Source organism: Nocardia aurantiaca, from assembly GCF_009708175.1.
Taxonomy (GTDB): Bacteria; Actinomycetota; Actinomycetes; order Mycobacteriales; family Mycobacteriaceae; genus Nocardia; species Nocardia aurantiaca.
The window spans coordinates 12,331-32,233 of sequence record NZ_WMBB01000003.1; the positions used below are offsets into that span (position 1 = coordinate 12,331).

Sequence of the window (19,903 nt, forward strand, 5' to 3'; positions counted from 1 at the left end):
GCCGGACCAGCCAGTCCGGATCGGCGGGGCGGTTCCGGAGTTTTACCAACCGCGTCGCCGCCACTCGGGCAGAGCCGGGCGCTCGACGCCGAGAGTGGTGTCGTCGCCGTGGCCCGGGTACACCGCGGTGTCGTCCGGGTAGCGATCGAAGAGCTTGGTTTCGACATCGCCGAGCAGCGAGGTGAACTGCTCCGGCGAAAGGGTTCTGCCCACGCCGCCCGGGAACAGGGAATCACCGGTGAACAGGTGGGTGCGGCCGGCGCCGTCGGTCAACGCGAGGGCCACCGAGCCGGGGGTGTGGCCGCGCAGGTGGATAGCCTCCAGTTCGAGGTCGCCGATCTGGATCTTGTCACCGTCCGCGAGCAGGCGGGACGGGGTGACGGGCAGCGGCTCGGCGTCCAGCGCGTGGGCGGCGGTGGGGATCTCGGTCGCCTTCACCACATCCGGCAGCGCGACCCAGTGGTCCCGGTGCTGATGCGTGGTGACGATGAGCTCCACCCGGCCCGGCGCCTCCTGGCCGATGAGCTCGAGAATCCGGTCCGCCTCATTGGCGGCGTCGATGAGCAGCGTCGCACCGGTGGTGGCGCACTGCACCAGGTAGGTGTTGTTGTCCATGCCGCCGACCGACATTTTCACGATGCGCGCGCCCGGCACCTCACGCTGCTGGGGATTGGAGCCTGGCGAGACGTGTCCCGTGTAGGGCGAATCGATCGTGATCACGTCACTGATCGTAGTCATGGCCGCTGACACAGTGTGCAGAAGAAACCGACCCTCCACGTTCGACAGTTAGATTCGACGCATGCGGCTATCGAAGCAGCTGTCCCTCCTCGTGACCGGTTTGCTGGTGGCTCTGACCCTGGTCGGCGGGCGCGCCGCACCAACGATGGCCGAGGAGCCGCTGCGGCTGCCGAGCTACGTGACCGACAGAGCCGACACGCTCGACCCCGGGCAGACCGCGGAACTGCAGCAGGCCATCGACTCGCTGTACTCGCGCGACCACGAGCGACTATGGGTCGTCTACGTGCGCGATTTCGCTGGGATGGACTCGCATTCGTGGGGCGAGCAGACCGCGCGGCTGTCCGGATTCGGCGATCGGGACGTGCTGCTGTCGGTGGCCGTCGACGACCGGGCGTACGCGTTCACCGGGACCTTGCCCGCGTCCGTCAGTGACAAGGAGCTGGACCGGCTGCTCATCGATCAGGTCGAGCCCAAGCTGCGGGCCGGGGATTGGGCGGGAGCCGGACTGGCCACGGCGAGCGGACTGTCGCACGCCATGAGCGGCTCCAGCGGGATCGGCGTCATTCCCCTGCTGGTCCTGGCGCTGGTGGTGGCATCGGCGGTGCTGGGCCTGTGGCTGTGGTCGCGGCGACGCAAGACGCGGCGGGAGCGCTCCGCCATGGACTCGGCGCGCAAGACCGATCCGACCGATACCGCGGCGCTGGAAGCCCTGCCCCTCATGGTCCTCGACGCCCTGTCCAAGGAGACGCTGGTCGACACCGACGACGCCATTCGGACCAGCGGCGAGGAATTGCGCCTGGCCACCGATGAATTCGGGGCCACCGCGACCGCGCCGTTCACGGCCGCGCTCGAGGGCGCGAAGAACGCTCTGGCCAAGGCATTCTCGATCCGCCAACAGCTCGACGACGACCTCCCCGAGACGCCCGATCAGCAGCAGCGCATGCTGGTCGAGCTGATCAGCCGCTGCGGCAACGCGAATCGGGAGCTGGACGCCAAGGTCGGCGAATTCGATTCGATGCGCGATCTGCTCATCAACGCCGGGGATCGCCTGGACGCGCTCACCCGCGACATCGTGGAACTGACCGCGCGGCTGCCCACATCACAGGCCACGCTCACGCAGCTGGTGGCCGCGCATCCGGCGTCGGTGCTCGCGTCCATCCACGACAATGTGACCATGGCGAAGGAGCGAATCGGCTTCGCGGAGCAGATGATCGAGGACGGGCGGGCCGCGGTCGCCAAACCGGTCGGCCAACAGGGCGCGGCCGTCGCGGATATCCGTTCCGCCGAATCCGCCGTGGGCGCCGCCCGTACCCTGCTCGACGCGGTCGACACCGCCGCCACCGATATCGACCAGGCGCGCGCCGGACTGCCCGCCGTCATCGACGAACTGCGCCGCGATCTGACCACCGCGAATGGACTGTCCGAGCACGGCGGCGCCGAATTGCCCACCGCCGCAACGGCGGCCCGCACCGCCCTGGACCAGGCCACCGCCGATCCCGCCACCGATCCCCTCGGCGTCTTCCGGCGGGCCGTCGCGGCCGACGCAGCCCTCGACCAGGCCATCGCCACCGCCACCGATCGCCGACGCGCCGCCGAGGACCTGCGGCGCCGCCTCGATCACACCATCACCGCCGCCCGCGGCCAGATCAACGCGGCCGCCGACTTCATCAGCACCCGGCGCGGCGGCATCGACGCCGAACCCCGCACCCGCCTCGCCGAGGCCCAGCGAAGCCTGGAGCAGGCCGAACAACTCGCCGCCTCCGATCCGGGCCAGGCGCTGCAATCGGCCCAGCGCGCGGTCGAACTCGGCGCCCGCGCCCTCCGCACCGCCCAGGCCGCGGTCGGCGACTGGCAGGCCCAGCAGCAGCGCGTCACCTCCGGGTCCCAGACCGGCGCCATCCTCGGCGGCATCCTCATCGACAGCGTGCTCCGCGGCATGGGCAACGAATACCGCCGCGGCGGCGGCGGTTTCGGCGGCGGCGGTTTCGGCGGCGGCGGTTTCGGCGGCGGCGGTTTCGGCGGCGGCTACGGCCCGGGCTCCTTCGGCGGGTCCGACGGCTCCCGCCGCATCAGCCGTGGCGGCCGCTTCTGATGGTCAGAGCCAGCCGAGGCGTTCAGCTGCTTTGACCGCTTCGGCCCGGGTGCGGGTGCCCGTCTTGCCGATGGCGGAGGACAGGTGGTTGCGGACCGTGCCCTCGGAGAGGTGCAGTCGCCTGGCTATCGCGCCCGCGGTCGCGCCGTCCGCCGCCGCGGCGAGGACCTCGCGTTCGCGGGCGGTCAGGGGTGAGGTACCGGCCGTGAGGGTTTCGGTGGCCAGCGCGGGGTCGACCACCCGCAGGCCCATGTGAACCCGTCGGACCGCATCGGCCAGTTCGCGTGCGGGCGTGTCCTTGACGACGAACCCGGAGGCTCCGGCATCGATGGCGCGGCGCAGGTAGCCGGGGCGGCCGAAGGTGGTGACCATGAGGATGCGGACCTCGGGGTGCGCGGCGTGCAGGGCGGCGGCGGCCGAGATGCCGTCCAGGCCGGGCATTTCCACATCGAGCAGGGCGACGTCGGGTGCGGTGCGGGCGACGGCGGCGAGGACCTCGTCACCCCGGCCCACCTCGGCGACCACGTCGAGGTCGGGTTCCAGATTCAGCAGGGCCGCGAGGGCGCCGCGCACCAGGGCCTGGTCGTCGGCGAGCAGCAGTTTGATCATTCCGGCTCCTTGATGGTCGCCGGAAAGCTTGCCAGCACCCGCAATCCGCCCTCCGGCCGGTTGGCGAGGGTGAGGGCGCCGCCGGTGGCCCGCACCCGCTCGCGCAGTCCGGACAGGCCGGAGCCGACGCGCGCGGACTCGCCCATGCCGACGCCGTCGTCGGAAACCTCGATGCTGGTGGCGGTCACCCGCACCCAACAGTGCGCCGCGCCGCTGTGCCGCACCACATTGGTGACGGCCTCGCGCAGCACCCAACCGAACACCACGCTGTGGCGAATCGGGAGATCGTCGGAATCCGGTAGCTCGGCGTCGATTTCGGCGGCGCGCAGGGCGGTGCGCGCATTCGCCAGCTCACCGGCCAGCGAAACCTCGCGCAACCCGCCCACCGTGGTGCGCACCCCGGACAGCGCCTCCCGCGCCAGCCGCTCCACATCGGCCATCTCGGACCGCGCGCGCTCCGGATCGATATCGATGAGCCGTTGCGCCAGTTCGGTTTTCACGGTGATGACGGTCAGCGAGTGGCCGAGGATATCGTGCACGTCACGGCCGACTCGCAACCGCTCCTCGGCCACCGCCAGCTCGGTGAGCTGTTTACGCGCCAGGTACAGCTGGTGATTGCGCATGAGGATCACGCGAACACCGCCGACCGCGAAGCCCGCCAGCGCGAGCGACGGTATGAGCCCATAGTCCGGTGGCCGCCCGGTGGCCAGTTGCGGCACCACGCCGGCGGCGACCATGACAACCAGCTCCAACGGGATCGCCCACCGCACCGGCGTCGCGAAGGCGATATAGGAGGCCAGGTAGATGCTCATGCCCAGCACCTCGGAGTACAGGGTGACCGAGGCCGCCAGTATGAGCGCCGCCTGCGCGAGCAGGGGAATCAGCACTGTCCGCGGCTCCGGGTTCGGCGGCCACGAACCGCTCGACGGCCGCCCCCGCATCAGCAGCCAGTACGACCAGATGTAGCAGGCGGCGAAGGCCACGATCACCGCGAGCGTGTACACCCGGGCCACCGGATCGTCCAGCGCCCAGCCCTTCCGCAGCGGATCGATCAGGTAGATCGCCCACACCGCCGCGAACACCGCCCCGAACCGCCGGCGGCGCTGAATTCCCTGTTCCTCCGCGTCCACAGCGCCGGACGCTACCCGAACCGAGCCGATGCCCCGATGCGGCCGGGTGGCGGGGGCGGCCGGATCGCGGTGCGCGAAAGCCTCAGCGTGCGGTGTCACGGCGGAAGAGGAAGGCGGAGCCCAGCGTGAACAGGGCCGCCCACGGCACCACGTCGACGATGGCCAGGACGATGCCGTGGGCGATGGACGGAACGACCGCGTGCCCGGGCCGGCCGACCGCAATGCCATTGGCAATGGCGTTCATTCCTCCACTGTCGGCCGGACGAAGCCGCGGCACCTGCGTCGTCCGTCATCACTCGGCCATGACAGATGTCATGGACTCGCCGTGGCGCACTCGTTCAGGCGATGACCGTGACGGTGTGCAGGCCGCCGGGGCCGAACGGAAAGGGCGGCCGTTCGACGGCGTCCTGGACCTCGCCGGAGCGGCTGGTCACCCGGGCCTGGATGGTGTGGACGCCCGGCGGCAGGTCGACGATGGTGCGCCAGCGCCGCCAGGCGGCGGGCGCCAGCTCGGAGCCGAGTTCGACCGGGAGCCATTCGGTGTCGTCGAGGCGGATCTCCACCCTGGCCACCCCGTGCGGCGGCGCCCAGGCCACACCCGCCACCGTGAACTTGCCGGAACCCGAGGCGCCGCAGGTGGCGACATCGATGCGCGCCTGTGGGCGCACCCACAGCGGTTCGGCGGGCCAGCCGCGCTTCCACCAGTAGTCGACGTGGGTATCGTCGGCGAGTTCGAGTTCGGTGATCCATTTCGCGCCGGAGTACTGACCGTAGATGCCGGGCACGAAAACCCGTGCCGGAAAACCGTGTTCGGGGGGCAGCGGTTCGCCGTTCATGCCGATGACCAGGTAGCCCGGCCATTCGCCGGTGCGCAGCGGTTCCAGCGGCAGCGAGATGGTGTAGCCGTCGACGGCGCGGGTGACCAGTCGGGTCGCGCCGGATTCGGGAACCGCGTGTTCGAGCAGCGCGGTCAGCGGGACGCCGAACCAGCGGGCGTTGCCACAGCGGCCCGAGCCGACCGTATTGTGCACGCACACCATGACGGCATCGAATTCCACGGCCTGCTCGGCCAGATCGGCCAGCGACAGCCGCAGGTGATGGGCGACCCGGCCGCCGATGGACAGCCGCCACTGGGTGGGGTCGATGCGCGGCGGGCGCGAATTCACGTCCGCCACATAGAATTTGCTCGTAGTGGTGATCAGCGGGGACAGGCCCCGCTCGACGCCGATACCGTCCTCGGGGACGGGCACGTGGGCGCCCATCGGCCCGACCCGCCGCGCCACCTCGCGATACCGGAGATCGGCCCGGCGCACCAGCAGCTCGGCGGCGACGAGCATGCCGATTCCGGCTGCCGCCCAACGCATTTCGCTACCCGCGCCACCGGAACGCCGCAGCCCGGTGCGCAGCAGCGCGGCCGCGGCAACGCCACCGACCGCCCCGGGTACCGATCGATTGGCATTGCGCAGGGCCGCGGACGCCACCCCCGCGCCGAAGGCCGCCGCCGCGGGCGTGCGCAGCCGCGGCGGCAGCAGCGCGATCCCGGCGGCCGCGGCGATGCCGCCGAGCGCCACCCCGAGCCGCGTCGTCTCCTTGTCGTGCTCACCGGCCCGCGCCACCATGGTCTCGACCACCCGCACCGGCGCGTAGTCGGCGGCCAACCGCCCGATCCCGTCGAGCATGGACCCGCCCCGGGCGGCGGCGAGCAGTTCACCCGCGCCGAGCGCGCCCAGTCCCACCGCCGCCGCCCCCAGCGGCCGCCGTTTCCCGTTCACCGACACTTGCTCGAACCTTCCCTAGCCGTCCGGGTTTCCAGGCCCATTCTTCCCCAGCCGCGGGAGTGGACCGCGAGTTTCCCGGGTCAGCGGTTCAGGTAGGCGTCCACCACCGGACCGATCCGGGCCAGGGCCTCGGCGGTGATCAGCTCGTTGTGGCCGTAGGGCAGGGGCCGTTCGTGGATGGCGCCGGCGATGTAGGGCCGCCAGGTGCTGACGTTCGGGTTGGGGTCCGGGTTGTAGGCGGCGGCGAAGAACAGCACGTCGCCGTCGAAGACCTCGTGCTCGTGCGCGGCGATCTGGCGCAGCAGGTGTCGCAGGTCGCTGTAGAAGTTCTCCAGTTCGGTTGCGGTGAAGGTGATTCCGGACGTCTCCAGCAGGGACGCCGCCTGGACGGGAGTGATGTGCTCGAGCTCGGGCGGGATGTCGATGCCGCCGAACTCGGCCAGCAGCATCGACAGCGGAGGCAGGGCGCCGTCGTCCGGCACGGCGACGTCGGCGCGCGAGTCGATCATGATGAGCGACGGCACCTCGGCGCCCCGGCGCCGCAATTCGACGGCCACGGCGTGCGCCAGCGGACCGCCCGCGGAGTAGCCGAGCAGGTGGTACGGGCCCTCCGGCTGCACACGGCGGATCTCCTCGACATAGCGGACGGCCAGATCGCGCACGGTGCGGTCGGCGGTGCCGCCATCGGTGACGCCCGGCGACTGGATACCGTAGATCGGCCGGTCGCTGTCGACGTACCGCACCAATCCGCCATAACACCAGGCCAATCCGATGGCCGGATGCACACAGAACAGGGCCGGCGCCTCGCCCCGCGGGCGCATGGGCAGCAGCACCCGCAGGGAGGCTTCCACGTCCGGCTGGTCGGCGGCCTCGGTCAGCCGCACCGCCAGCGCGGCGGGGGTCGGATCGAGGAACATCCACTGCAGGGGCATGGGGATGCCGGTTCGTTCGCGCACCAGGCCGACCAGGCGGACCGCGCCCATGGAGTTACCGCCGATGTCGAAGAAGTTGTCGTCCATACCGATTCGCGAGGATTCCACGACGGTCTCGAACGCTTCGACGAGGGTGCGTTCCGCAGCCGTGCGGGGCGCCCGGTAGGCGCGGCGGGCCGCAGCCGGATGAGTCTCCACCACCGGTGCGGACTCGTTCTGGGGATTCACGGTGAGCGCCGGTAGCGGCGCTCCACCGGCGGGCGTCACGTCCATCGTGCCGACCGCCACCGTGGGCGCTGCGGTCGCGGCGTCCAGCAGCGCGAGAAAGCCGTCCACCATGGCGGCGGCGGTGGCGCGGTCGAACAGGTCGGTGGTGAAGGTGAGGGAGGCGGCGATGCCCGCCGGTTCCCCGGCCGCCCCGAACTGCTCGGCCAGCATCCATTCCAGATCGAACTTGGATCCGGGCGCGGGCGCCTCGAGTGGTCGAATCGCCAAGCCGGGCACCGTGGTTGCCTCGGTCCGCAGATTCTGGAAGGCGAGCAGGACCTGGAACAGTGGATGATGCGCGGTGGATCGGGCCGGAGCCAGGGCCTCCACCAACCGCTCGAACGGCAGGTCCATATTGCCGTAGACGGCCAAATCGGCCTGCCGCACGGCGGCAAGGACGCCGTCGAAGCCGGCGGCGGGATCGACCCGTGAGCGCAGCACCACGGTATTGACGAACATGCCGACGAGATCGTCGAATTCGCCGTCACCGCGACCCGCCACCACCGAGCCGATGACGATATCGGTGCGGCCGGACAACCGGGCCAGCAAGACCGCCAGCGCGGCGTGCACCACCATGAACGGACTCGCGCCGTGGCTGCGGGCGAGCACCTGGATTCGGTCGTGAACCGGTGCGGGAACCGTGAATTCGATGCGATCGCCGATGCCGGACGGGGCGTCCGGGCGGGTACGGTCGGTGGGCAGGGCGTGGACCTCGGGCACAGCGGCCAGGGTGGTGCGCCAGAAATCCAACTGGCGGCCGGCCAGGCTGTCCGGATCGCTGTCGGAGCCCAGCAGTTCGCGCTGCCAGAGGGCGTAGTCGGCGTATTGCAGCGGGAGCGGAATCCACTCGGGCGCCGCCCCGGCCGAGCGAGCGGCGAAGGCGTACATGACATCCCGGGCCAGCGGCGCCATGGACCAGCCGTCGGCGGCGATGTGATGCACGGCCATGGCCAGCACCGTGCGGTCCGGCCCCAGGCGGAGCGCGCACACCCGCAGCGGCGTTTCCCGAGTGATGTCGAAGCCGCGGGACAGCTGCGTGCCAAGGGCTTCGGCGATGCCGTCGGCATCCACCTCGACCTCGGTGATCGGCACGGAACCCGATGCCGCGGGCAGGATTCGCTGGTACGGCAGCCCGTCCGGTCCGACCGGATAGATGGTGCGCAGGGTCTCGTGCCGGGCGACGACATCGTCGATCGCGGCGCGCAGCACCGAAACATCCAGTGCGCCGGTGATTTCGAAGGCGCCGGGAATGTTGTACAGCGGTGAGCCCGGATCGTAGCGGTTGAGGAACCACATGCGCTGCTGGGCCGCCGACAGCGGAATCCGCGCCGGGCGCGGACGCCGTCCCGGGCGCGGACGATCCGACGCGCCGCCGGAGGCGACGAGCGCGGCCAGCTCCGCCACCTTCGGGGCGTCGAACAGGGCGCGAACCGGAACGGCCGTGCCGAGCGCCGCTCCGAGCCGCGCCACCACGCGGGTGGCGATGAGCGAATTGCCGCCGAGGGCGAAGAAGTCGTCCTCACGCCAGACCTGCTCGATGTCCAGAACCTCGGCGAAGGCCGCCGCCACCGCCGTCTCGACGGGCCCCTCCGGCGGCTGCTGCTCCCCGGCCACGAGCCGCGGTGCGGGCAGGGCGTCCAGGTCCAGTTTGCCGTTGGCGGTGCGCGGCAGGTCGGGCAGCACGGTGATGGCGGACGGCACCATATAGGACGGAAGTCGGTGCGCGGCGGCCTTCTTCAGGGCTACCGGGTCGGGTTCTGCTCCGTCCGCGGCGACCACGTAGGCGGCGAGCACCCCGCCGCGCCTGTCGTCGCGGACCACGGCGACCGCGCGGGCGACCGCGGGCTGCGCGGTCAGCGCCGCCTCGACATCGCCGAGTTCGATGCGCAGGCCGCGCAGTTTGACCTGGGCATCGGTGCGGCCCAGGAATTCCAGTTTTCCGGCACGCCGCCGCACCAGGTCACCGGTGCGGTACATGCGCTGCCCGGGCCTGCCGTGCGGGTGGGCCACGAATCGCGAGGCGGTCAGGTCGAAGCGGTCGAAATAGCCGCGCGCCAGACCGATTCCCGCGAGGTACAGTTCGCCGACCACGCCGTCCGGTACCGGGCGCAGCCGCTCGTCGAGGACGAGGGCCTGCATGCCCGGTGCGGCATCACCGATGGTGATCGGCTCACCCGGGCGCACCGGCGCACCGGCGGCCCACACCGTGGCCTCGGTCGGGCCGTAGTCGTTGAAATGGTTGCGGCCCTCGGCCGCCCACGCGGCGACCAGCTCCGGCGGGCAGGGTTCGCCGCCGGTGACGATCAGGCGCAGATCGTCCATGCCGGATGGATCCACCGTGGACAACGCCGAGGGCGTGAGGGCGATATGCGAAACCCGTTCGCGGGAAAGCAGTTCCCCGAGCTCCGGACCCGCGAAGACGGCGGGCGGCGCGATCACCAGGGTGGCGGCCGCGCCCACCGCCATCAGCAGTTCCGCCACGGATGCGTCGAAGCTCGGTGACGCCACGTGCAGGACCCGGGAGGCCGAGGTGATCGCATCCCGGTCCCGCTGGGCGGCAGCGAGATTCGCCAGACCCGTGTGGGAGACCACCACGCCCTTCGGCGCGCCCGTCGAACCCGAGGTGAAGGTGACATACGCCGGATGGGCGGTGTCCCTGTCGATTTCATGGACCGCGACGGGATACTCCTGCTCATCGCGGTCGTCCAGGCACCACCATTCCACCGTGCCCGGAAGCCGGTCACACTGTGCTCTCACGGTGAGACCGAGACGTACCCCGGAAACGTCGATGATCCGGGCGATCCGATCCGGCGGATAGGCCGGGTCCACCGGGACGAAGGCCGCGCCGGTCCGCGCGACGGCCCAGACCGCCAGCACCGATTCGATGGACCGCGGAATACCCACGGCCACCAGCGTTTCCGGTCGGGCCCCTGCCGCCGCCAGCCGCCGGGCCAGTCGTTCGGCCCGGGTATCGAGCTCACGGTAGGTGAGCCGCCGCTCCCCGCACACGACCGCGATGCCGTCCGGATTCGCGGCGACCGCGTCGGACATCAGGTCGGCCAGCATGCGCGGGGCCGCGACAGGTTCGGCGGTGCCGTGCAGCCGCTCGCGCTCCGCCGCGGTCAGCAGGTCCAGATCGCCGACCGGGCGGGACGATTCGGCCGTGATCTCGGTCAGCACACGCACCAGCCGGTCGGTGAAGTCGGCCATGGTGGACGCGTCGAACAGGTCGGTGGCGTAGCAGCAGCGCAGCTCCAGGCCGTCGGTATCGCCGACGACGGTGACGCTCAGGTCGAAACGGCTGGCGGTCTGCGGCAGTTCGAGTGGTGACACGGTCAGCTCGGGCAACCGCAGCTCCGGCATGGCCAGATTCTGGAACACCAGCATCACCTGCACCAGCGGATGCCGGGCCTGCGACCGGGCCGGCGCCAGCACCTCGACCAGCCGCTCGAAGGGCACATCGGCGCGCTCGAAGGCGGCCAGATCGGTGTCCCGCACCCGATCCAGCAGGGCGCCGAAGGCCTCATCCGGACGGATATCGGTGCGCAGCACCAGCGTGTTCACGAACATGCCGACCAGGTCGTCGAGTTCGCGCGCGCCACGTCCCGCGACCGGAGTGCCGACCACCACGTCCGCGGCGCCGCTCAGGCGCGCCAGCAGCACGGCCAGCGCCGCGTGCACCACCATGAACGGCGTCGCGCGATGCTCGCGGGCACAGCGTTCGATGGCCGCCGTCATTTCGCGGTCCACCCGGGCCGTGCACTCGGCCGCCCGGTGCGAGGCGCGGGCCGGGCGCGGCCGGTCCGCGGGCAGCTCCAGGTGATCGGGCATCTCGGCGAGAGTGCGCGACCAGTAGTCGAGTTGCCGGGCCGTCAGCGAGTCCGGGTCCTCCTCGGCCCCGAGCCGATTCCACTGCCACAGCGTGTAGTCCGCGTACTGGACCGGCAGCGGTTCCCACGTCGGCGCGTGCCCGGCCGCCCGCATCGCGTAGGCCGCGGCCACATCGCGGGTCAGTGGGGCCATCGAGAAGCCGTCCGTCGCAATGTGATGCGCGACCAGCACGACCACATGCTCGTCGAAGCGGCCGGCCGATTCGGTGCGCGGACCGCAACTCGGTGCGGCCGAGGCTGTTCCGCCGTCGTCCAGACCGAATACCCGGACCCGCAGCGGGACAGCCGCGGTGACATCGAATCCTCGGCCGATGGTCTCCGCGACGACCTCGGGCAGTCGATCGAGAGACACCGGCACCGGGTCGAGATCGAGTGGGACGTCCCCGGTGGGGAGTACGCGCTGCATGCCGACGCCGTCGATATCGGGGTAGACCGTGCGCAAGGTCTCGTGGCGGTCGAGGACATCGCGCAGCGCGGCACGCAGGGCGGCGTGGTCCAGGTGGCCCGAAAGGCGCAGGGCCACCGGCACGTTGTAGGCCGGCGAGGCCGGATCGTAGCGGTTGACGAACCACATGCGCTGCTGGGCCGGGGAGAGCGGGACCAGATCGGGATGCTCGGCGCGGGTGAGAGCGGTTGCGGCGGCGCCGATCTCGGCGGCCGACAGGCGGACGGCCAGATCGGCCACCACCGGGGCCTCGAAGAGCAGCCGCACCGCAACGGTGCGACCCAGGTGAGCGGAGAGGCGGGCGGCGACGCGGGTCGCGATGAGCGAATCGCCGCCGAGCGCGAAGAAGTCGTCGCCCGCGCCGACACGGCCCAGACCCAGTATCTCGGCGAAGGCCTCGGCGATGGCGACCTCGGCCCCGACCGGGGCGACGTACTCGGCCCGCACCAGCCGGGGCTCGGGCAGGGCACGCAGGTCGACCTTGCCGCTCGCCGTCAACGGCAACTCCGCCAGCACCTGAAGACTCGAAGGCACCAGGTAGCGCGGCAGCCGATCGGAGGCCCAGGCCAGCAGCTCGGACACCGGTGCCGGATCCGGCAGGGAGACATACGAACACAGCGTCATCGCGCCGGCGGGGTTGCGGCGGGCCACGGTCACGGCGGCTTCGATGCCCGGATGCCTCAGCAGTACGGCGTCGACCTCGCCCGGCTCCACCCGGATGCCGCGGATCTTCACCTGGAAGTCGCCGCGACCCGCGTATTCCAAACCGGCCGCGGCGCATCGCATCAGGTCCCCGGTGCGGTACATGCGCTGACCGGCGGCGAACGGGTCGGCGACGAACCGGCTCGCGGACAGCGCCGGGCGACCGGCATAGCCGCGCGCCAGCCCCGGACCGCGCACATACAGTTCACCGACCGCACCGGGCGGCACGGGGCGCAGCCAGGCGTCCAGCACGAGCAGGGTCGCGCCGGGCACCGGGGCGCCCAGCAGGGTCGAGGTATCGACGGTCATCGGGTCGCCGAAGCTCGCGGCGATCGTGGTCTCCGCCGGGCCGTAGGAATTCACCAGCGCACGACCCTCGCCCAGGCGCGCCACCAGCGCGGGCGGGCAGGGCTCACCGCCCATGACGACCGTCCGCACGCCGCCCAGATCGGCCGCGTCGAGGGTCGCGAGCACGCTCGGGGTGCAGGTCAGATGGGTCGCGGAGCCCGCATCGAGCGCGGCGGCCAACTCCGCCCCGGCACTCGCCTCCGGCGGCGCCACGACCAGCGTCGCCCCGGCGGCGAAGGCGGACATCCACACCAGCATCGCCGCATCGAAAGCCGGGTTGAGGCAGTGCATCACGCGCGAATCGCGATCGATGCCGCCGCGTTCCGCCATCGCCGCCACCATATCGGCCAGGCCGGTGTGGGAGACGACGACACCCTTCGGCGTGCCGGTGGAGCCCGAGGTGAACACCACATAGGCCGCATGCTCAGGGTGCAGCGGCGCGAGCCTGTCGGCGTCGGTCACCGGCTCCGCGGACATCGCCGCGCACGCGGTGGCAAGCTCATCTCCGTCCCACCGCAGCCACTGCACCTCGCCCGGCAGATCCGTCACCATATCCGAGGTGATCCCCAGTACCGCACCGCATTCCGAGGCGATGGCCCTCGTGCGCGCGGCCGGCTGCGTGACATCCACCGGCACGAACGCCGCACCGGTCTCGGCGATGGCCCGCACCGCGACCATCGATATCACCGACCGCGGCAGCGCTACCAGCACGGCCCGCTCGGGGCCGGCCCCGCGACCGATCAGCCACCGAGCCAATCGATTCGACGCCATCGCCAGCTCGGCATAGGTCAGCCCGGCCGCCGCGGCCGACGGCTCGGCGCTGACGATCGCCGTGGCGGTCGGGGAACCATTGGCGGACAGTAGATCCGGGAGCAAACGCACCCGGTGAGCCGGGCCGCCGTGTCGGGTCGCGGTGGCGTCGAGCGGATCGGTGCCGCGTAGCCGCGCGGTTCGCCGGGTCGAGGCGTCGGTGAGGGCGACCAGCAGGCGGGCGAGAGACTCCGCCAGCGAATCCGCTTCGGCCGCGGCGAAATAGCGCGGAGAGCGGGTCAGTTCGAGGCGGAGACCATTATCGGCGTAGGCGGCCAGGGAGAGCGGGTAGTGGGTGCCGTCCTGCGCGCGCAGGCCGGTGACGGTGAGGGCGGCGTCACGGGTAGCGGCGGTGAGGGCGGCCGCGTCCACCGGGTAGGACTCGAAGACCGTGGCGGTGTCGAAGAGCGGGACCAGGCCGGTGGCGGCCTGGATTTCATCGAGGCCCAGATGCTGGTGCTCGGCCAGGGCGGCCTGTTCGCGCTGAACGCGGGCCAGCAGGTCGGCGATGGATTCGGCCGGGTCCAGGGCAATGCGGACCGGGACGGTATTGACCAGCATGCCGACCATGCGCTCGGCGTCCGAGAGTTCCGGCGGGCGGCCGGAGACGGTGGCGCCGAAGACGATGTCGGAGCCGCCGGTCCGCTCGGCCAGCAGCAGCGCCCACGCCACCTGCACGAGGGTATTGACGGTGACCTGACAGGCCGCGGCCGTGCGGCGCAGGGCATCCGGCAGGCCATCGGGCAGCGGGACCTCGTGGGCGACCGGGACGGTCGCGGCGTCGGCGCGCGGGGCGGCGGGGGCGATCAGGGTCGGGCCGTCGAGGCCGGACAGGGACTGCGTCCAGGCCTCGCGGGCGCGGTCGTCATCGCGCGCGGCCAGCCATTCCAGGTGGGTGCGGAACGGGGCCGGGGTAACGAATTCGGCGTCGTCGCCGGAGGTTTCGTAGAGGGCGATGAGTTCCGCGAACAGCAGCGGCATGGACCAGCCGTCGAGGATCAGATGGTGGTTGGTGATGACCAGCCGGAAGCGCCGGTCCCCCGCCGCGATGCACAGGAATCGGATCAGGGGTGGGCGGTCGACCGAGAAGGGAGTGCGCAGTTCGGCCGCGGCGATCTCATCGAGTTCCTCCGGCGTCGCGCCGAAAGCCTCTCGATAGGCGCACGGCACGGCGACCTCAGCCGGAATCACCTGCACCGCACCGGTATCCGAGGCCAGGAATGCGGCCCTCAGCACGTCGTGGCGGCGGACGAGCGCCTCGGCGGCGGCTGTCAGGCGGTCGAGAGCGAGGTCGGCCTCGACATCGATGATCGCTTGCACCGAATAGCCGTCCGGGCCGCCCTCGGCCAGCTGCGCCTGGAACAGCAGGCCGCGCTGTAAGGGCGTCAGCGGCCAGGCGTCGGTCAAACGGCCGAATGTCCGCTCCCACGAGTCGATCTCCGGTTGAGAGACACTCAGCAACGGCAGATCTCCTGGTGTGAGGCCACCGGCATCGGGCTGCCGCACCAGCTCGGCGATCTCCCCGACGGCCGAAAGCCATTCCCGCGCCAACGCTTCCACCGCGTCGGCCGCGATCGCCTCGGCGGCGAACTGCCAGACCGTCCAAATCCGCTGCCCGCCCTCCGACTCCAGCGTGACCGCGTCCACCGACACCACGGCCGCCAACGGCATGTCCGGATCGGCGTGTCCGCCCAGCCGGTCCCCCATCGACACCGGCAGCCAATCGCCCTCCGCCGCCACATCGGGAATCTGGCCGAGGTAGTTGAACCCGATCTGCGGATCCGGCAGCGCGGCGAGCTCCGCGGCCGTCTCGGGATTGAGGTAGCGCAGCAGGCCGTATCCGAAGCCACCGCGTGGCACGGCCCGCAACTGTTCCTTGACCGTCCTCAAGGCCGTATCGACGATCTTGGTACTGGAATCACCTTCTACCGCGACAGGTCCCAGTCGCACTGGCACCGGCGCTGTGAACCAACCGACCGTCCGCGACAGGTCCGCCCCGGCCACCGCGGCCTCGTCGCGGCCATGCCGCTCGACGGCGACCACGGCGCCATCATGCGCCGCATCGGAGCTGATCCGCCACCGGGCCAGTGCCAAGGTCAGGGCCGCCAGCAACGCATCCTCGACACCGCAGCGATAGGTTGCCGCGATCCGGCCGACCAGCGCCGCCGAAACCTCGCCCGGCACTTCGATATCGATCCGCCCGGCCGTCCGGTGGGTGTCCACCGCCGCGTCCAGCCTGCGTCGCCCGATCAGGGCGTCCGCGGCGAGCACCTCCCGCCAGTGTCCGAGCTCGGCCACCGGCCAGGATGATTCGCTCACCGACCCGCCGGAGCCGTCACCGGCCGCGGCGCCATTCGTACCCGGTGCGGCGAGGGCCCGCAGCGCATACGCCCAGGTGCGCACCGACGTCCCGGTCTCCCGCAACTCGGGTTCGATCCCCGAGGACGCCTGCGCCCACGCGGACATCAGGTCCGGCAACAGGATTCGCCAGGAGACCGCGTCACAGGCCAGATGATGGACAGCGATCGCCAATTGTCCGGAGCGGGAGGCGCCCGCGTCCAGCCAGGTCAGCGCGACCATGACGCCCGCACGCGGATCCAGTCGGTCGACGGCCGCAGACAGGGCCTCGTCGATCGCGGCCTCGGAGACGGCGGCTCCGGCATCGCGGTGACCGTCACCCTCGACGTTCACGTGATCCGCGGCGGTGCAGTCGATTCGGGTCAGCAGCGTGGCCACATCCATGGAACGCGCCGGTGGAACATCCAATCGGAGCCCGTCATCGGTGTCGATCAGGCGCGCGCGGAGCAGGTCGTGGCGATCGAGCAGGGCCTGCACGGCGCGGAGCAGGACCGGCAGCTCCGCACCGACCGGAACCTGGACCACCATGGACTGGGCGAAATGCCGCCAGCCGGGCCGGGCGAGCAGCCAGGCCGCGATAGGGGTGAGCGGCAGGCGGCCGACACCGCCGCCCGGGAGCTCGGGCAGCCGCTCGTGGCGGTCCTCCAACCGGGTCACCACTGCCGCCAGCGCGGCGGGGGTGCGGTGTTCGAAGACCTCCCGGGCGGAGAAGACCAGGCCGGCGGCGCGAGCGCGGGACACCAGCGTGATCGCCATGATGGAGTCGCCGCCGAGGGCGAAGAAGGACGTGTCGGGACCGACGTCGGCGGTGCCGAGTATCTCGGCGAACAGCGCGCACAACAGGCGTTCGGTCTGCGTCGCGGCAGCCCGGCCGTGCACCGGGTGCGCCACCACGGGTTCCGGGAGCGCCCGACGGTCCACCTTGCCATTGGCGGTGAGCGGCAGCGCTCCCAGCACGGTGACGGTCGCGGGCACCATGTACGGCGGCAGCCGATGCGTGGCGTGGTCCAGGAGTTCGGGCTCGGTGACCGCATGACCGGCGTGCGGCACCACGTACGCGGCCAGCACGGTGCCGCCGCTGGGCGCCGGGCGCGCCACCGTGACCACGATCTCGACCCCCGGATGCGCGTTCAGGACGGCGTCGATCTCCCCCAGCTCGATGCGCATACCGCGCAGCTTGACCTGGAAATCGCCGCGACCCACGTACTCGAGCACGCCGCTCTCGGTCCAGCGCACCAGATCTCCGGTGCGATACATGCGGTCGCCCGACGGGGCGGCCACGAAGCGTTCGGCGGTCAGCCCCGGGCGACCCGCATAGCCGCGCGCCACACCCGGCCCGGTCACGTACAGCTCCCCGGCCACCCCGATCGGCACCGGCCGCAACCAGCGATCCAGCACCAGCATGCCCGCGCCGGGGACGGCGTCGCCGATTCCGGCATTCGCCCCCGGCACCAGTCCCCCGGTGTAGGTGACGGCCACCGTGGTCTCGCTCGGACCGTACGAATTGAGCAGCTCTCGCCCGATTCCGAAGCGCGCCACGATATCCGGCGGCGTCGGCTCCCCACCCGAGGACACCGCCCGGACGCCGTCGAGCGCATCGGGCGCGAGCGTGGACAGCACCGCCGGTGTCGAGCACAGCTGGGTGATGCCGAAATCCCGGACCAGCCCGGCCAGATCGGCGCCCACCACCGGATCCGATTCCGCCACCACCAGGGTCGTCCCGGAGGCGAAGGCCATCAGCCACTCCAGCACCGACGCATCGAAACTCGGGTTCAGGCATTGCAGTACCCGCGCCCCGGGCTCGACCCGATACGCCGCCACGATCGCCGCCGCCAGGCCCGCCAGACCGGAATGGGTCACCAGGACGCCCTTGGGCACCCCGGTCGACCCGGAGGTGAACACCACGTACGCGGGATTCTCGATCCTGGGCCGGCCCCGCACCTCATCGGCGGTCAACGGCCGATCGGAAGAGTCGGCGTCCTCGCTCAGCAGATCGTCGAGGGTGATCCAGCGGACCGAATCAGGCAGTGAGACAGCCGATTCCGCGAAGGCAAGGCCGAGCGCCGCACCGGATTCGGCGGCGATGCGGGCCACACGATCGGCGGGCAGCGCGGCGCCCAGCGGAACGAACGCCGCCCCGGTCTTGGCCACGGCCCACAGCGCGACCATGGCTTCGAGAGAACGGGGCAGCGACAGCAGCACGGCCGATTCCGGTCCGATGGCCGGAACTGCCGGGCTACCGGTCTCGGACCCCGTGGCACTCGCGCGCAAGATCCTGCGCGCCAGCCGATTCGACAGTGCGTCCAGCTCGCCATAGGTGAGCCGCCGAGCACGGCCCATGACGGCGACCGTGTCGGTCCCCGCCCGGTCCAGACCGGCGGCCAGGATCTCCGGCAACAGCCGCGGCTGCGGCGCGGCCGCCCCGTGCGCACCGCCGAGCACCGACTTCTCGTCCGCCAGCGCGTATTCCAGTTCGGCGACCGGCGTCCGCGCCTCCGCCGCCAGCAGCGACTCCAGCACGGTGAGAAAGCGCCGGTGATGCCTGATCAGCGAATCCTCGTCGTACAGGCGCGGATTCGCCGCGAAGTCGACGTGGATCGGCCCACCCGCGCCGTGTTGGTAGAAGTTGACGAACAGGTCCTCGATCGGCCCGGACGTGACCACGTGCAGGCTCGATTCCACGCCCTCGAAATCGATGGCGGCCGGGAACAACATGATGTTGATGACCGGCCCGGTCATACCCCGCCCGAACTCGTCCCGCTCGCCGTCGCCCCGCATGTCCTCGTGGCGGAAGCGCTGATGACGGAGGGCCCCCGACGCCGCCACCCGCACGGCGTCCAGCACCTCCCCCACCCGTCCGGTGCGCGGCACCGGCACCCGCAGTGGCACCACATTGGCGATCATGCCGCCGGAGCGCCGCAGCATCGCGGTGGTGCGGCCGGACACGGGCAGGCTCAGCACCACATCCTCGGTGGCGGTCAGCCGGGCGTAGTAGAACGCGACCGCGGCCATGACCACGGTCGCCGGGCTGGTGTCGAAGCGGCGGGCCGCGCTCTCCAGGCGCGCGGCCGTCCGCTCCCCCAGCTGGGCACGCGCCTCCCGGGCCAGCGCGCTCGCCGGAGCGGTGGCCGCGACCAAGCTGCAGCGGTCGGGCATGCCCGCGGTGACCTCGCGCCAGTAGCGCTCATCGGTGGCGTACCGGGCGGATTCCCGATACGCCATCTCCGCCTCGTGCACAGCCGGCAGCGAGGCCGCGGTGGCGGGAGGCGCCGTGTGCCCGCGCACCGCGGCGTTGTACAGCTCGGCGACCCGATACAGCATGGTCACCGAACCGAATCCATCGATGAGGAGGTGGTGAGCTCTGGTGTACCACAGGTGATGGGAATCCCCGACCCGGATCACCGTTGATATCCCGGTCTGTGTGCCGAACAGCTCGATCGGCGCCGCCACATCCGCGCGCATCCACTCCAGCGCGGCCGAAACCGGGTCGGCTCGGTCCTGAAGGTCCAAGAAACCGACCGTCGCGTCCAGCTCGGCGTCGACCACCTGATAGGGCCGACCCTCGATATCGACGAATCGCAGGACACCCGAACCGAATTCACGCGCGGCCTGCGCGGCCACCGTACGCAGCACCACCATGTCCAGCGGGCCGCGCATCTCGATGTACTGGGCTTCCGACAACGGCACGGTCGGATCCAGTTGCTGCGCATGGAACATCCCCAGCTGGGCGGGGGAGAGCGGGAAGGCGTTCTCGAAACGAGTGGTGGCGGTTCGATCCGCGGCGATCTCGCGCGTCATGAGGCG

Annotated in this window: 7 protein-coding genes; 1 reads left to right on the top strand and 6 read right to left on the bottom strand. The window is 71.3% G+C overall.

Annotated features, from left to right (window positions below):
* Positions 1–42 precede the first annotated feature (42 nt).
* Positions 43–738: an MBL fold metallo-hydrolase gene (locus tag GLP40_RS06320; protein ID WP_154786931.1), complete on the bottom strand. Its 696-nt coding sequence runs from the start codon at positions 736–738 to the stop codon at positions 43–45.
* A 61-nt stretch (positions 739–799) separates the two neighbouring features.
* On the opposite strand from GLP40_RS06320, the gene GLP40_RS34355 reads away from it, so the two are divergent.
* Complete coding sequence (locus GLP40_RS34355; protein WP_154786932.1) at positions 800–2,830, top strand: TPM domain-containing protein; 2,031 nt, start codon at positions 800–802, stop codon at positions 2,828–2,830.
* Positions 2,831–2,833: 3 nt separating this feature from the next.
* On the opposite strand, the gene GLP40_RS06330 is transcribed toward GLP40_RS34355, so the two are convergent.
* The 5 genes from GLP40_RS06330 to GLP40_RS06350 form a co-directional block, all read right to left on the bottom strand.
* A complete protein-coding gene (locus GLP40_RS06330; protein ID WP_154786933.1) occupies positions 2,834–3,439 on the bottom strand; it encodes a response regulator transcription factor in 606 nt (201 codons plus the stop codon).
* Entirely contained in the window at positions 3,436–4,668 is a 1,233-nt protein-coding gene (locus GLP40_RS34710; RefSeq protein ID WP_154786934.1) for a sensor histidine kinase, read from the bottom strand. Before GLP40_RS34710 ends, GLP40_RS06330 begins: the two co-directional genes overlap by 4 nt.
* On the bottom strand, positions 4,652–4,813 hold the full coding sequence (locus tag GLP40_RS33165; RefSeq protein ID WP_196054547.1) for a hypothetical protein: 162 nt from the start codon (positions 4,811–4,813) through the stop codon (positions 4,652–4,654). The genes GLP40_RS34710 and GLP40_RS33165 overlap by 17 nt, the downstream gene beginning before the upstream one ends.
* Positions 4,814–4,907: 94 nt before the next feature.
* Positions 4,908–6,347, bottom strand: coding sequence for a molybdopterin-dependent oxidoreductase (locus GLP40_RS34715; RefSeq protein WP_154786935.1), 1,440 nt, complete (start codon positions 6,345–6,347; stop codon positions 4,908–4,910).
* 80 nt (positions 6,348–6,427) lie between these two features.
* A complete protein-coding gene (locus GLP40_RS06350; protein ID WP_154786936.1) occupies positions 6,428–19,897 on the bottom strand; it encodes a non-ribosomal peptide synthetase in 13,470 nt (4,489 codons plus the stop codon).
* Positions 19,898–19,903 lie beyond the last annotated feature (6 nt).